Source organism: Halomonas sp. YLB-10, from assembly GCF_003856855.1.
GTDB classification, from domain to species: domain Bacteria; phylum Pseudomonadota; class Gammaproteobacteria; order Pseudomonadales; family Halomonadaceae; genus Halomonas; species Halomonas litopenaei.
This window is the reverse complement of record NZ_RRCU01000003.1, coordinates 199582-211713: the sequence shown is the minus strand read 5'-3', so window position 1 is coordinate 211713 and position 12132 is coordinate 199582. Positions and strand designations below refer to the sequence as shown.

General features: G+C 67.0%; 12 protein-coding genes. 8 read left to right on the top strand and 4 right to left on the bottom strand.

Translation table 11 applies throughout. The annotated features are described in order from the left end of the window. The 8 genes from EBB56_RS08305 to EBB56_RS08270 all read left to right on the top strand — a co-directional run bounded on the left by EBB56_RS08305 (position 1) and on the right by EBB56_RS08270 (position 6707). Positions 1 to 330 (top strand): HypC/HybG/HupF family hydrogenase formation chaperone, encoded by a 330-nt coding sequence (locus EBB56_RS08305; protein ID WP_124803845.1) that lies wholly within the window; start codon positions 1 to 3, stop codon positions 328 to 330. A 71-nt stretch (positions 331 to 401) separates the two neighbouring features. After that, a complete protein-coding gene (locus tag EBB56_RS08300) occupies positions 402 to 812 on the top strand; it encodes a hydrogenase (RefSeq protein ID WP_124803843.1) in 411 nt (136 codons plus the stop codon). Next, positions 809 to 1651 (top strand): hydrogenase expression/formation protein, encoded by an 843-nt coding sequence (locus tag EBB56_RS08295; RefSeq protein WP_124803841.1) that lies wholly within the window; start codon positions 809 to 811, stop codon positions 1649 to 1651. The genes EBB56_RS08300 and EBB56_RS08295 overlap by 4 nt, the downstream gene beginning before the upstream one ends. Next, a complete protein-coding gene (gene hybE / locus EBB56_RS08290; RefSeq protein WP_124803839.1) occupies positions 1648 to 2634 on the top strand; it encodes a [NiFe]-hydrogenase assembly chaperone HybE in 987 nt (328 codons plus the stop codon). The genes EBB56_RS08295 and hybE overlap by 4 nt, the downstream gene beginning before the upstream one ends. Then, positions 2631 to 3722, top strand: coding sequence for an uptake hydrogenase HoxC (locus tag EBB56_RS08285; protein ID WP_124803837.1), 1092 nt, complete (start codon positions 2631 to 2633; stop codon positions 3720 to 3722). Before hybE ends, EBB56_RS08285 begins: the two co-directional genes overlap by 4 nt. Then, positions 3710 to 4051, top strand: coding sequence for a hydrogenase maturation nickel metallochaperone HypA (gene hypA, locus EBB56_RS08280; RefSeq protein ID WP_108132930.1), 342 nt, complete (start codon positions 3710 to 3712; stop codon positions 4049 to 4051). The genes EBB56_RS08285 and hypA overlap by 13 nt, the downstream gene beginning before the upstream one ends. After that, entirely contained in the window at positions 4051 to 5133 is a 1083-nt protein-coding gene (hypB, locus tag EBB56_RS08275; protein WP_124803835.1) for a hydrogenase nickel incorporation protein HypB, read from the top strand. The genes hypA and hypB overlap by 1 nt, the downstream gene beginning before the upstream one ends. 8 nt (positions 5134 to 5141) lie before the next feature. Then, positions 5142 to 6707, top strand: a complete 1566-nt coding sequence (locus EBB56_RS08270) for a sigma-54-dependent Fis family transcriptional regulator (protein ID WP_124803833.1) — start codon at positions 5142 to 5144, stop codon at positions 6705 to 6707. A gap of 53 nt (positions 6708 to 6760) precedes the next feature. Here EBB56_RS08270 and hypE read toward each other — a convergent pair whose 3' ends face one another. From hypE to hypF, 4 genes are read right to left on the bottom strand one after another with little or no spacing between them, the layout of a single operon-like run. After that, the gene (hypE, locus tag EBB56_RS08265; RefSeq protein ID WP_124803831.1) at positions 6761 to 7816 is read right to left on the bottom strand and encodes a hydrogenase expression/formation protein HypE; all 1056 of its coding nucleotides are present in this window, start codon (positions 7814 to 7816) and stop codon (positions 6761 to 6763) included. Further along, the gene (gene hypD, locus EBB56_RS08260; RefSeq protein WP_124803829.1) at positions 7813 to 8964 is read right to left on the bottom strand and encodes a hydrogenase formation protein HypD; all 1152 of its coding nucleotides are present in this window, start codon (positions 8962 to 8964) and stop codon (positions 7813 to 7815) included. The genes hypE and hypD overlap by 4 nt, the downstream gene beginning before the upstream one ends. Then, positions 8961 to 9251, bottom strand: coding sequence for a HypC/HybG/HupF family hydrogenase formation chaperone (locus EBB56_RS08255; protein WP_045994052.1), 291 nt, complete (start codon positions 9249 to 9251; stop codon positions 8961 to 8963). The genes hypD and EBB56_RS08255 overlap by 4 nt, the downstream gene beginning before the upstream one ends. Next, positions 9211 to 11910: a carbamoyltransferase HypF gene (hypF, locus tag EBB56_RS08250; protein ID WP_124803827.1), complete on the bottom strand. Its 2700-nt coding sequence runs from the start codon at positions 11908 to 11910 to the stop codon at positions 9211 to 9213. Before hypF ends, EBB56_RS08255 begins: the two co-directional genes overlap by 41 nt. Positions 11911 to 12132 lie beyond the last annotated feature (222 nt).

Here is a 12132-nt window from a genome sequence, read left to right as displayed (position 1 = left end):
ATGTGCATTGGCATTCCCATGCGGGTGCTTGAGGCCAGCGGGACGCTCGCCATTTGTGTCAGCGACGGGGCAGAGGATCGACAAGAGGTCGATATTTCCCTGGTCGAGGCGGTGAGCCCCGGCGATTGGCTGCTGGTATTTCTGGGAGCGGCGCGCCGGGTGCTGGAGGCCGATGAGGCGCTGCGCATCAGCGACGCGCTAAGGGCCATGGCCATGGCGGCCGAGGGAGGGACGGTCGAGGCGGGACTGTTTGCAGACCTGGAGCAGGGCGAACCCCGCCTGCCGCCGCATCTGGAGGCGGCGCGCAAGGCGGGTGCCTCCACCGGCTGAGTACGCCACGGGTCACAAAGAAAGCGGGTGATCGACAACACAAGCGAGTGAGCGACAAGGGAGTCACGCCAATGACGGGGCCATTGCACCGGCTGATCAATGAACTGGACTATCCCTGCCTCGCCGGGGAGGAACTGGCGGCCTTCGTGACGGGGCCAGGCGCCCGGGTGCTGTTTCTCAGTGGCGATCCGGCCACCAACCTCGAGACCAACGATGTGGCCGCCATTCTGCCGGAGTTGGTCAAGGCCTTCCCGGGGCGGTTTGAGCCCGCGGTGGTGGATCGCGCGGAAGAAGACGCCACCCGCGAACGCTTTCAGGTGTGGCCGGTGCCTTCACTGCTGTTTTTCCAGGACGGGCGGATGACCGGTGTGATCTCGAAGGTGCGCGACTGGGACGACTACCTGGGCGAGATCCACGCCATTCTTCAAGGGACGTCTGCCAGCGCCAATATCATCGCTCGCGACGGGAGTGTTCGAACATGACCCAGGGATTCATGCCGTCATCGCCGGGTATCGGGCCTGGCAGCCAGCCCGAGGAGGCCGTGCTCGATTACCTGCCGATGCCATCGGGAATGAGCACCTTTCAGCCGAGCTTTCCCGAGGTGGAGGACCCCGAGCGCATCCGGCCGGCGCTGGATGCCCTCAGCGCTCTGGCCTACAGGGCCGCCCAGTGGACGCCGGAGGGCGGCAACCTGGTGGTCGAGCTGCCGTCGCTCGATGCCGAGAATCGCAAGGCGCTGGCCGATGCGCTCGGCGAGGGTGAGGTCGCGATCAAGGTCGGTGGCAAGAATGCTGTCGAGATTCAGGAGTCGGTCTTCGCCGGTCTGTGGCGGGTGACGTCCCGGGATGTGGATCACGCCACGGGCAGTGTGCGTGAGCATATCGAGATCGGCGTGGTGCCCCTGGCGGTGGTGCAATGCCGCCAGCAGCGCATCTTCTGCCCGCCGGAGGCCGGCCAGGGTGTGGTCAACGGGCCCTTTATCGTCTCGGAGCTGATCGAGCGCTGCGAGGAGCGTGTCCCGGGTGGCGAGCCTTATGCCATCAACCTGTCGCTGTTGCCCCATACCCCGGAGGATCTGGCCTATCTGGACGAGGCGCTGGGTCGGGGCGAGGTCACCATCCTGTCGCGGGGCTACGGCAACTGTCGTATCGACAGCACCGCCCTCGATCACGTCTGGCGGGTGCGCTACTTCAATTCCCAGGACTCGCTGATTCTGGACGTCATCGAAGTCTCCGATGTGCCCGAGGTGGCCTGCGCGGCGGCCGAAGACATCGCCGATTCGGTGATTCGACTCAAGCAGGTAGTGGAGGCGATGGCGTGACGGCACGATTCGAAGGTTCGTTTCTCGGAGACCTGGCGCGCCTGGACGACGACGCCCGGCTCGAGTGCAAGATCTGCTGGTACTGCTATGACCCGGCCGTCGGTGACACCGTCCGTCAGGTCGAGCCGGGGACGCCGTTCTCGGCGCTGCCCCAGGACTGGCGCTGCCCCCAGTGTGACGGTGAGCGCAACCAGTTTATGGTGCTGGATGATCGGCAGGGCGTAGGGGGGGCGTCCGCCGCGTCCGCCGCACTCGCCACACCCGCCGGGGCTGCGACGGCGGATATGGGCGCCGTCAAGCGACTGGTCGAGACCTTTCGCGAGATCCAGACCACCGGCATGAAGGATTCCCCCTTCAACAATCTGTCGCTGCACGTCGAGGCGGTGGGGTTTATCCCCTGGGAGGGTGGGCTGCTGGGCATCCTGGTCGCGCCCTGGCTGATGAATCTGGTGGTGATCCCAGATCCCGATGACGACGCCCAGCGCCTGCGTCCCGGTGACAAGCGGGTCTACTCCTTTGCCTCCGGCGACTACGAATTCATCTTCAATACCCGGGTGCCGGTGGGCGCCTTCCTGGCCTGTTCGCTGTTTTCCGACATGAGCGAGTTTGCAAGCCAGGCCTACGCCACCGAGGTGGCTCGTGCCGCCATGGAGGCGCTGTTTGATCCCGCCAACCGCGCCGAGACGGATCGCCACGCCGATATCGCCGCGCTGAGCGTGGCCGGGGAGGAGGGTATCGCCGGGGCAGATGCTGACGCTGACGCGGAGGCTGAAAGCACCGCGGCGCCCTCGGCCGACCCCGAACCCCTAGGCGACGATGGTGAAGCTGGCGTAAGCCAGTGGTCTCCCCCGGCGCCTGGGCTCGAGTCACGGCGAGACTTCCTGACCGGGCGCACGTCGAGCACCGCTGCCGGCACCAAAGCCGCCCCCAGCAGTGCAGCGTCCTTGGATTCTGCGTCAGGGGACGAGGACGAGTCGTCATGATGCCGACGCTGATCATCAGTCACGGCCAGGGCCACAACCCCGGGGGGGAGCCCGGGTTTCGCGTGAGTCAGCGAGGACGGATGCCGACCCAGTGGCTGATCGATCGAAATCGTCACGAGGCGATGACCATGGTGGGGTGTCTGTACAACCTGTGCGCCGCCGCCCAGAGCGCTGCGGCGGCCAAGGCCATGGACCTGCCGCTTGCCCCTGACTGCCACCGTCATATCCAGCTCGAGACCCTGCGCGAGCATGGCCTGGTCATGCTGCGGGACTGGCCGGGGGTGCTGGGCATGGCGATGGACGCCGACTCCCTGAAGGGGCTGGCGGGGCTTTCGCTGTCCAGTCTGAATGTGCTGGAGGCGCGGGTGTTCGCCGGGTCGGCCGAGCGCGCCCTGGAGGATATCGAGGCGTGGCTCGAGCGAGCGCCGAGTCGGCCCGCCGAGGTGCTGCGACAGGTCGCCAACTGGCCGCGGGAGTTCGGGAGAATCGCCGTGGCGGACGACCCTACCTTCGTGGGGCGCGTGGGCGGGCATGCGTCGCTAAGCGGCGTCATCGCGAGGGATGGTTGGAGCCTGTATGCGCGGATGCTGGCGCGGGTGGTGGAGGTGGCGCAGTTGATACTTGCGCTGCGCGCCGGCGCTGGCAACTGCACCGCTGGGGAAAGCAGCGATGCCGGCAAGCCACGCTGCGGGCGCGCCGCCGATGGCAGTGGCTGGGCCGAGGCCGCCCGGGGACGTCTGGTGCATCGGGTGGCGTGCCGGGACGACCGGGTCGTCGACTACCACATCATCACCCCGACCGACGCCATGCTCGACGGTGCTGTCGGCCCCGATGGCGAGCGGCAACAGGGCTTCCTTTCCCGCTTGCTGGAATCCGCCCACGGCCAGGGCGAGTGCCGTGGCTACAGTCATGGCCTCAGTGATGGCGACAACCGGGCCCGGCAGCGGGTGGCGATGGCGCTGAGCTGTGCCGATCCCTGTCTGCCGGTGGTGTGGCAGGAGTCGAGTGAAGGACTGTACCAGGCGCCTTCGCAGGCGCCATGCCGGAAGGCAGGGCCGCCCAAGGGGAGGTCATCATGCACGAATTGAGCCTGTGTCAAAGCATCGTCGAGCTGATCGAGGAGCAGGCCAGCGTCCAGGCGTTCGAGAAGGTGACCCGGGTGTGTCTCGAGATAGGGGCCTTGTCCTGCGTCGAGCCCGAGGCCCTGGCGTTCGGTTTCGATCTGTCCACCCGTGGCTCCGTCGCCGAAGGGGCGACGCTGGATATCGTCAACATACCGGCCACGGCCTGGTGTTTCGGTTGCAATCGCACGGTGGATATTGCCCAGCGTGGCGACGATTGCCCCCTGTGTTCCAGCGCCCGTCTGCACGTGACCGGCGGAGAGGAACTTCGCGTCAAGGAACTGGAGGTTGTCTGATGTGTACCGTCTGCGGATGCGCCGAAAGCGGTGACCAGAGTCACGCCCATCATCACGAGCACGAGCATGCTCATCCCCACGAGCACGAGCACGCTCACTCCCATGCTCACCCCCACACTCACTCCCATGCTCACCCCCACACTCACTCCCATGCTCACCCCCACACTCACTCCCATGCTCACCCTCATTCGCACGAGCACGAGCACGAGCACGAGCACGAGCACGACCACGCCCACGCCCACTCTCATGATCATGTGCGCGCCCATGATCATTCCCATGACCACGGCGACCACACTGGCGCTGCCGAGCCGGATGCCTCGCCGCATCTGGACTGTGGCGCAGGGCCTGCCGGGGTCGAGGTGGCGGGGATGTCGCAACGCCGTCTGGTAGAGATCGAGACCAACATCCTGGCCCGTAACGATGCCATCGCCGAGGGCAATCGGCGGCGCCTCGAGGCCGACGGTGTGCTGGCGCTGAATCTGGTGTCGAGCCCGGGTTCCGGCAAGACCACGCTGCTGGTGGATACCATCCGTCGGCTTGGCGCCGAGGGGGTGGGGGTGATCGAGGGCGACCAGCAGACCGCCAATGACGCCCGGCGCATTCGCGAGACCGGGGTGCCGGCGCTGCAGGTCAATACCGGCAAGGGCTGCCATCTCGACGCCTCCATGGTCGAACGGGCGCTGCCCCAGGTAAGTCCGCCCGGGCTTGGCCTGTTGTTTATCGAGAATGTGGGCAACCTGGTGTGTCCGGCGGGCTTCGATCTGGGCGAGGACGCCAAGGTGGTGATCCTGTCGGTGACCGAAGGCGAGGACAAGCCGCTCAAGTACCCGCACATGTTCGCCGCCGCCTCACTGATGCTGCTGAGCAAGGTCGATCTGGCGCCCCATGTCGACTTCGACATGGACGCCTGCGAAGCCTACGCCCGTCGGATCAATCCCGAACTGGAGATCCTGCGGCTGTCGGCCACCAGCGGTGAGGGCATGGACGCCTGGCTCGACTGGATCGACGCACGCCGTGAGGCGCTCAGGCAGCGCGCCTTGAGCCGGGCGCGTCAGCACCTTGCCATGCTCGAGCAGCGCTAGGGGTCGCCATGTCCACCTTGGTCGAGGGTCCGCTGTTCGATGGACGGGGTGTTGCCGCCGAGTCGCTGCCCAGTGTGCTGGTGGTCGGTGTCGCCAGCGAGCGAATCGACTCGCTCGAGGGCGTCACGCAAGGGCGCCTGGAGTGCCTAAGGGCGACGCACTGGGAAGAGGCTCGGGCGCTGCTGGTGTCCGAGTGGATCGGGCTGGTGATTGTCGAGCTTGCACCTGAGGGCGACGCCGCCAGGGGCACGGGGTTGTCCCCTGACGGTGGCTGGGCCAGGGAACTGGCCCATCGCTGGCCCGAGGTGCAGTGTCTGGTGATCGCCGATCATGGGCCCACCTCGGTCGGTGACTGGCCCAAGGCGTTTCACCTGCTTTGTCGCCGTAGTCCGGTTGAGGTGGTGGCGCGAACCATCGATGTCGCCCTGCGTCAGTACCAGCTCGAGCGGGAGTGTCGGCGGCTGCGCGCGGAGCGTGCCCTGTACCAGCCGACCGTTCAGGCGCGGCTGGCGGCCCACCGCCGGCGGATGCGCGAGGCGGGGGGCTTCGAGACGATCATCCGGGCGCCGGGGTCGCCGCTGGAGCCGCTGTGCGACATGGCGGCGCGCATCGCCGGCTTCGACGTGCCGGTCCTGGTGACAGGAGAGAGCGGCACCGGCAAGGAGTTGATGGCCCGGGCGATCCACGCCAGCAGCCTGCGTTCGGAGATGCCTTTCTACGCGCTGGACTGCGGCGCGGTGACCGATGAACTGCTGGAGAGCGAGCTGTTCGGCCACTGCAAGGGGGCCTTCACCGGAGCGAGTTCAAGCCGCGTCGGACTGCTGGAGCGGGCCCACGAGGGCACCCTGCTGCTGGACGAGATCGGTGACACCTCCAGCGCCTTTCAGCTGCGCCTGTTGCGCTTTCTGCAAGAGGGAGAGGTGCGCCCGGTGGGGACCAACGAGGTGCGTCAGCTGGATGTTCGGGTCATCGCCGCGACCAACCGGGATCTGATGGCCGAGGTGGCGGCGGGGCGCTTCCGTGAGGACCTCTACCATCGCCTGACGGTCGCCCCGGTTCAGTTGCCACCGCTGCGCGAGCGCGCCTGTGATATCGCGGCCCTGGCCGAGGTGCTGCTGGCGCGGATCGCTTCCCGCCACGGGGTCAGGGTCGGCGGCTTCACCGATGCGGCGATGGCGTGTCTGTGCGCCTACGCCTGGCCCGGCAATGTTCGCGAGCTGGAAAACCAGATCACCCGCATGGTGATGCTGGCGACCGGCGAGAAGCTTGGCGTCGAACTGCTGGCACCGCACCTGCGAACCGATGAATGGCGTCAGCAGCCAGTCGAGCGGTGCCAGGACCTGCCTGAGCCGCCGAAAGCGAATACGACAGCCGATCCGGTCGAGGATGACGAGGACGCCGGCACCCTGCGCGAACGGGTCGAGCGCCTGGAGGCGAGCTGCCTGGCCCGGGCGCTCGAGCGTCATGGCGGCAACAAGTCGCGTACCGCCAGTGAACTGGGGCTATCGCGCATCGGCCTGAGGGCCAAGCTGCAACGCTACGGGATCGGCGAGGCGGCCGGCGATCCCGAATAGGCCGAGATTCGAATCGGCCCGGAGCAGACCACCATCAGCGTGTCAGCACCGCATCAGCAGATGCGCGGTAGCTGCTCTCCCACCAGCATGTCGACGATGCGCTGGCCGCCAAAGCCGGTGCGCAGCGTCACCCGTCCCGGTTTGCCGTCAAGCGCCTGACCGATGATCGCGGCTTCCTTTCCCAGCGGATGCCCGCGCAGGGCGGCCAGGGCCGCCTCGGCCTGAGCCGCGGGCACCACCGCCACCAGCTTGCCTTCGTTGGCCAGGTACAGTGGGTCCAGCCCCAGAATCTCGCACATCCCCCGGACCTCCTTGCGCAGCGGCAGGGCCAGGTCGTCGAGCTCGATGGCAAGCCTGGAGGCCTCGGCCATCTCGTTGAGCACCGTGGCGACGCCGCCCCGGGTGGCGTCACGCAGGCAGCGTGTGTCGGGGGCGGCGGCCAGCAGCGCCTCGATCAGGCCATTGAGGGAGGCGCAGTCGCTCTCCAGGTCGGTGTCCAGCGACAGGTCGCCACGGGCCGCCAGGATGGCGGCACCGTGATCGCCGAGCCAGCCGTTGACGATGATCACGTCGTCGGCCTGGATGCGCTCGATACCGAGCTTACGCTCGGCGGGAATGACGCCGATGCCGGTGGTGGTGATGAAGACGCCGTCGCAGGCCCCGCGCTCGACCACCTTGGTGTCACCGGTGACGATCTCGACGCCGGCCTCGCGGGCCGCAGTAGCCATGGAGCGGGCGATGCGCCTCAGGTCATCGATCGGCAGGCCTTCTTCCAGGATCACCGCGCAGGACAGGTAGCGGGGATGGGCGCCCCCCACGGCCAGGTCGTTGACGGTGCCGCACACCGCCAGCTTGCCGATGTCACCACCGGGAAAGAACAGCGGGTCGACCACGAAGCCGTCGGTGGTCATGGCCAGCCGGTCGCCCAGGCATGCCAGCTCGGCCAGCTCCAGCCGCGCCTGGTCCTCGAGCACCTCGGGAAGCGCGGTGAATTCCCTGACGAAGACGTCATCGATCAGGTCCTTCATGGCCTTGCCGCCGCCTCCGTGGGCCTGGGTCACCGCGCGGGCGGCAAGGGTGGGAAGCTGTCGTCGCGTCGTATCGCTCATGATTCGGCCTGGCTTGTGCTGTGGTTCGGGCTATCGACGTTGCCCCCGCCGTATTGATAGTAGGCAGCGCAGGCGCCTTCGCTGGAGACCATCAGCGCGCCCCGGGGTTGATCCGGTGTGCAACGCTTGCCGAACAGCTCGCACTGCCAGGGCTTGAGGTTGCCGGTGAGCACGTTACCACAGCGGCAGTTGTCCGGGTCGGCCACCTGCTGATTGGGCACGGCGAACTTGCGTTCGGCATCGAAGGCACCATAGGCGTCCTTGATCTGGACACCTGACTCGGCGATCGATCCAAGCCCGCGCCACTCGCAGCTCTCGCGGGGCTCGTAGACCCGATGGAAGGCCTCCAGCGCGGTGAGGTTGCCGTCGCTGGTCACCAGACGCTGGTACTGGTTCTCGACCTCGGCGCGGCCATCGTGAAGCTGGCGAACGACCATCAGCAGCGACTGCAGGATATCCAGGGGCTCGAAGCCGGAGACCACCACCGGGCAGCCGTAACGCTCGGCGATGAAGCGGTAGGGGTCGGTGCCGATGATCATCGACACGTGTCCCGGCCCGAGGAAGCCATCCAGGCGATGGTCAGGATTGTCGAGGATCGCCTGTAACGTCGGGATGATGGTGATGTGGTTGCAGAACACCGAGAAGTTGCTGACCCCTTCGCGCTCGGCCTGGGCGATGGTCAGGGCGGTGGAGGGAATGGTGGTCTCGAAGCCCAGGCCAAAGAACACCACTTCCCGATCCGGATGCTTGCGCGCCAGTGCCAGGGCGTCGGTGGGAGAGTAGACGATGCGCACGTCGGCGCCGTCGGCCTTGGCCTGCATCAGGCTCTTGCGTGAGCCGGGAACCCGGATGGCGTCGCCGAAGGTGGCGAGGATCACCTCGGGACGCTCGGCGATGGCGACGCAGTCATCGACGCGACCCATCGGCAGCACGCACACCGGGCAGCCGGGGCCGTGAATCAGCTCCAGTTCCGGCGGCAGCATGGCCTCCAGCCCATAGTGGAAGATCGCGTGGGTGTGGCCGCCACAGACCTCCATGATGCGCACCGGGCCGCCGCGCTGCTCGGCCAGGCGGGCGACCAGGGTGGTGATGTGTTCGAGGATCTGCCGGGCGCGGGCGTGATCGCGGAATTCGTCGATGAATTTCATGAAGAGACCTCCTGGTCGCCGGTCAAGGTCAGAGCGTCGAACTCGTGGGTGTCGCCCAGTTCGTCCAGCAGCTCGAGGGTGCGCGCCGCAGCCTCGGCGTCGATACGGTTCAGGGCGAAGCCCACATGGACCAGTACCCAGTCGCCCACGCAGCGTTCGGGCGGGTGGTCGTCATCGACGATGCAGGCGATGTTGATCTGGCGTCGGACCCCGCTCACGTCCACCGTGGCGAGCCGCGCGTCGGCGTCATCGAGGGAAATGATCTGTCCTGGAATTCCCAGACACATGGGCGGTCTCCTGTGCGTTATTGGATGCTGTGGTGGCGGTAATGACAGTGGCAATGGAGGGAACGGTTGTTGTTGTCGAGATCGTCGAGATCGTCGAGATCGTTGAGGTTGCCGAGGTCGGACGATCCGACGCCTGGTCGGAGGCCAGCGGATGCCGCCGCGCCGCCGCGATCAGCGCCTGGCCCAGGGCGATGCCGCCGTCGTTGGCCGGCACCTGGCGGTGGGTCAGCACCCGAACAGGCAGGGGTGCGAGGCACTTAAGCGTCAGTTCCAGCAGGGTGCGGTTGTGAAAGCAGCCGCCGCTCAGCGCGACGGTCTTGACGTTGCGCGTGCTGGAGAGGCGTCGGGCATTGTCGTTAGAGACTTCGTCGAGTGTGTCGTCCTGCATGTCGCCATCGACGTCGCCCAGCATCTCGCCAATGACCTCGCCAAGCCCCTTGGCCAGTCCCAGATGAAAGCGCGCCGCGATCAGCGTGGCGTCCTTGCCGGCGGCCAGGTCGTCAAACAGCGCCGTCCACATCGGTGCCGGATCGAGAGTCCGGTGACCGCCTTGCGCCCGGTGAAGGGCGAAGGGATAGGGCGCAAGGGCGCCAGAGGTGCGTGACGTAGGCGGCGGGGTTTGAGTCAGCGCGCGGGCGGCCAGGGCTTCCAGTGCCATGGCCGCTTCGCCTTCGTGGTGCTGGCGATCGAAGCACAGCTCCAGGGCGGCGGCGACGGCGTCGAACAGGCGCCCGCAGGAGGAGGCGAGGGGGCTGTTGAGCCCGGCCTCGATCATCCCGCTGAGGGTGTCGATCGGCTTCTGCTGCAGTCGCTTCAGTACGCCAAGGTTTGGGTGGCGGCGCTTGAGGGCGGCCACGCCGGGACCGGCGATGAGCTGCGCCAAGAGGTTGCGCCAGGGCTCGCGGGAGGCGGCGCCAGCCCCCGGCATGGCCACGGACTTGAGCGAGCCCAACCGCTGGCAATGGCGATAATCCGCCAGCAGGAACTCACCGCCCCACAGGCCGCCATCCTCGCCAAGGCCCAGGCCGTCCAGGGCGATACCCAGTACCGGAGCGGCGTCGCGAGGATAGCCGTTGTCGGCCAGACAGGCGGCGATATGGGCGTGGTGATGGCCAATGGCATCGAGTGGCAGGCCGGCGTCGTCGGCCATTCGCCGAGCCATGTCACTGGTACGGTAGTCCGGGTGAGTATCGCAGGCCAGCCAGGTGGGACGGTGGTCATAAAGCGCCAGGAAGTCGTCGAGGTTGCGTTCGTAGTCGTCGAGGGTGGCGGCGTCGTCCAGGTCACCCTGATGCGGGGACAGGATTGCGCGCTGGCCATCCACCAGGCAGAAGGTGGCCTTCTGTTGCGGACCCAGGGCAAGCCCCGGCGAGATGTCCTCGAAGCCAGGCGGCAGCGGCAGCGATGCCGGGGCGTAGCCCCTGGCACGACGCAGCATGCGCACCTTGCCGGCGGCCAGCTGTACCAGGCTATCGTCGATACGCCGGGCGATGGCGCGGTTGTGGGTGAGGGCATGACTGGCGATCGTCGACAGGCTGTCGCCGAGTCCGCCATCGTCGATCAGCTGGGGCTCCCCGGAGACGTTGCCGCTGGTCATCACGATGGGAAAGGGCAGCCGCTGGCACAGCAGCACGTGCAAGGGGGTCGATGGCAGCATCACGCCGAGCCGGTCGAGTCCCGGGGCCAGGGCCTCGGCGAGTGGCCGGCCTGTACCCTCGTCGCGGCGCCGCTCGAGCAGCACGATGGGCGCGGCGGCTGAGCAGAGTGCCTGTTGTTCGAGCTCATCGAGCCGGCAATAACGCCTGACCATCTCCAGGTCTTTTGCCATCAACGCCAGCGGGCGTGTGGGGCGATGCTTGAGTCGTCGCAGGCGCTCGAGGGCCTCGGTGCTGGTGGCGTCGCAGGCAAGCTGGTAACCGCCGAGTCCCTTGATGGCGAGGATCTGGCCCTGGCGGATCAGCGCGGCGGCCTGGTCGATGGGAGCCTCAATGGCGGGGGTGGTGTGAGCGTCGATGGCGTCTTCGCCCGCCAGCCAGGGCCCGCCGTCCAGCGCCACCAGACGCACCTGGGGCCCGCAGGCCGGACAGGCGATGGGTTCGGCATGGAAGCGACGGTCGCCGGGATCCAGATATTCGGCGCGACAGCACTCGCATAGCGCAAAGTCAGCCATGGTGGTGGCCGCCCGGTCGTAGGGCATGTCACGAATGATCGACAGGCGCGGGCCACAGTGGGTGCAGTTGGTCAGGGCGTAACCGGAGCGTCGCTGGTGCTGGCTCAGTATTTCTTCTGTGCAGGCTGCGCAGATGGCGGCGTCCACGGCGATATCGGTGCGCGTTGCGCCCTCGAGACTATCGACGATGGTGAAGCCGACTCGGTGCAGCGGCGCCAGGCCCGAGCGAACCTCGATGTCGGTGATCTGTGCCAGTGGGGGCGGGTCGCGCTTGAGTTGTTCGATCAGGCTCTCGAGGCGTTCACTGGGGCCGGTTGCCCGGATCAGCACGCCTTCACCGTCGTTGAGCACCTCACCGACCAGCGCTAGCCGGTTGGCCAGTTGCCATACCGTCGGACGAAACCCCACACCCTGCACACAGCCGCGGACCCGGATTTCTACCGTGGTCTCTGGGGTGCATGGCGGTGTCGTGGGGGGGTGAATGGTCATGACGTCCAGCGGTGAAGAAAAGACCTGCCTGACTATTTCACAGCTATCGCAAGCCAAACTTGAGCTGTGACAACCTTCTACGACCACCATACCCCTCCCCGGGGAAGCCTCCGTGGCGCTTCTGTGCTGGTGTGCGCGGATGTGCCGCTTTCCTGACCCATCGTCAGATTGCCCTGGCGCTGCATTGCCGACTTGGCATTGGACGAGTACTGTATAAAATAA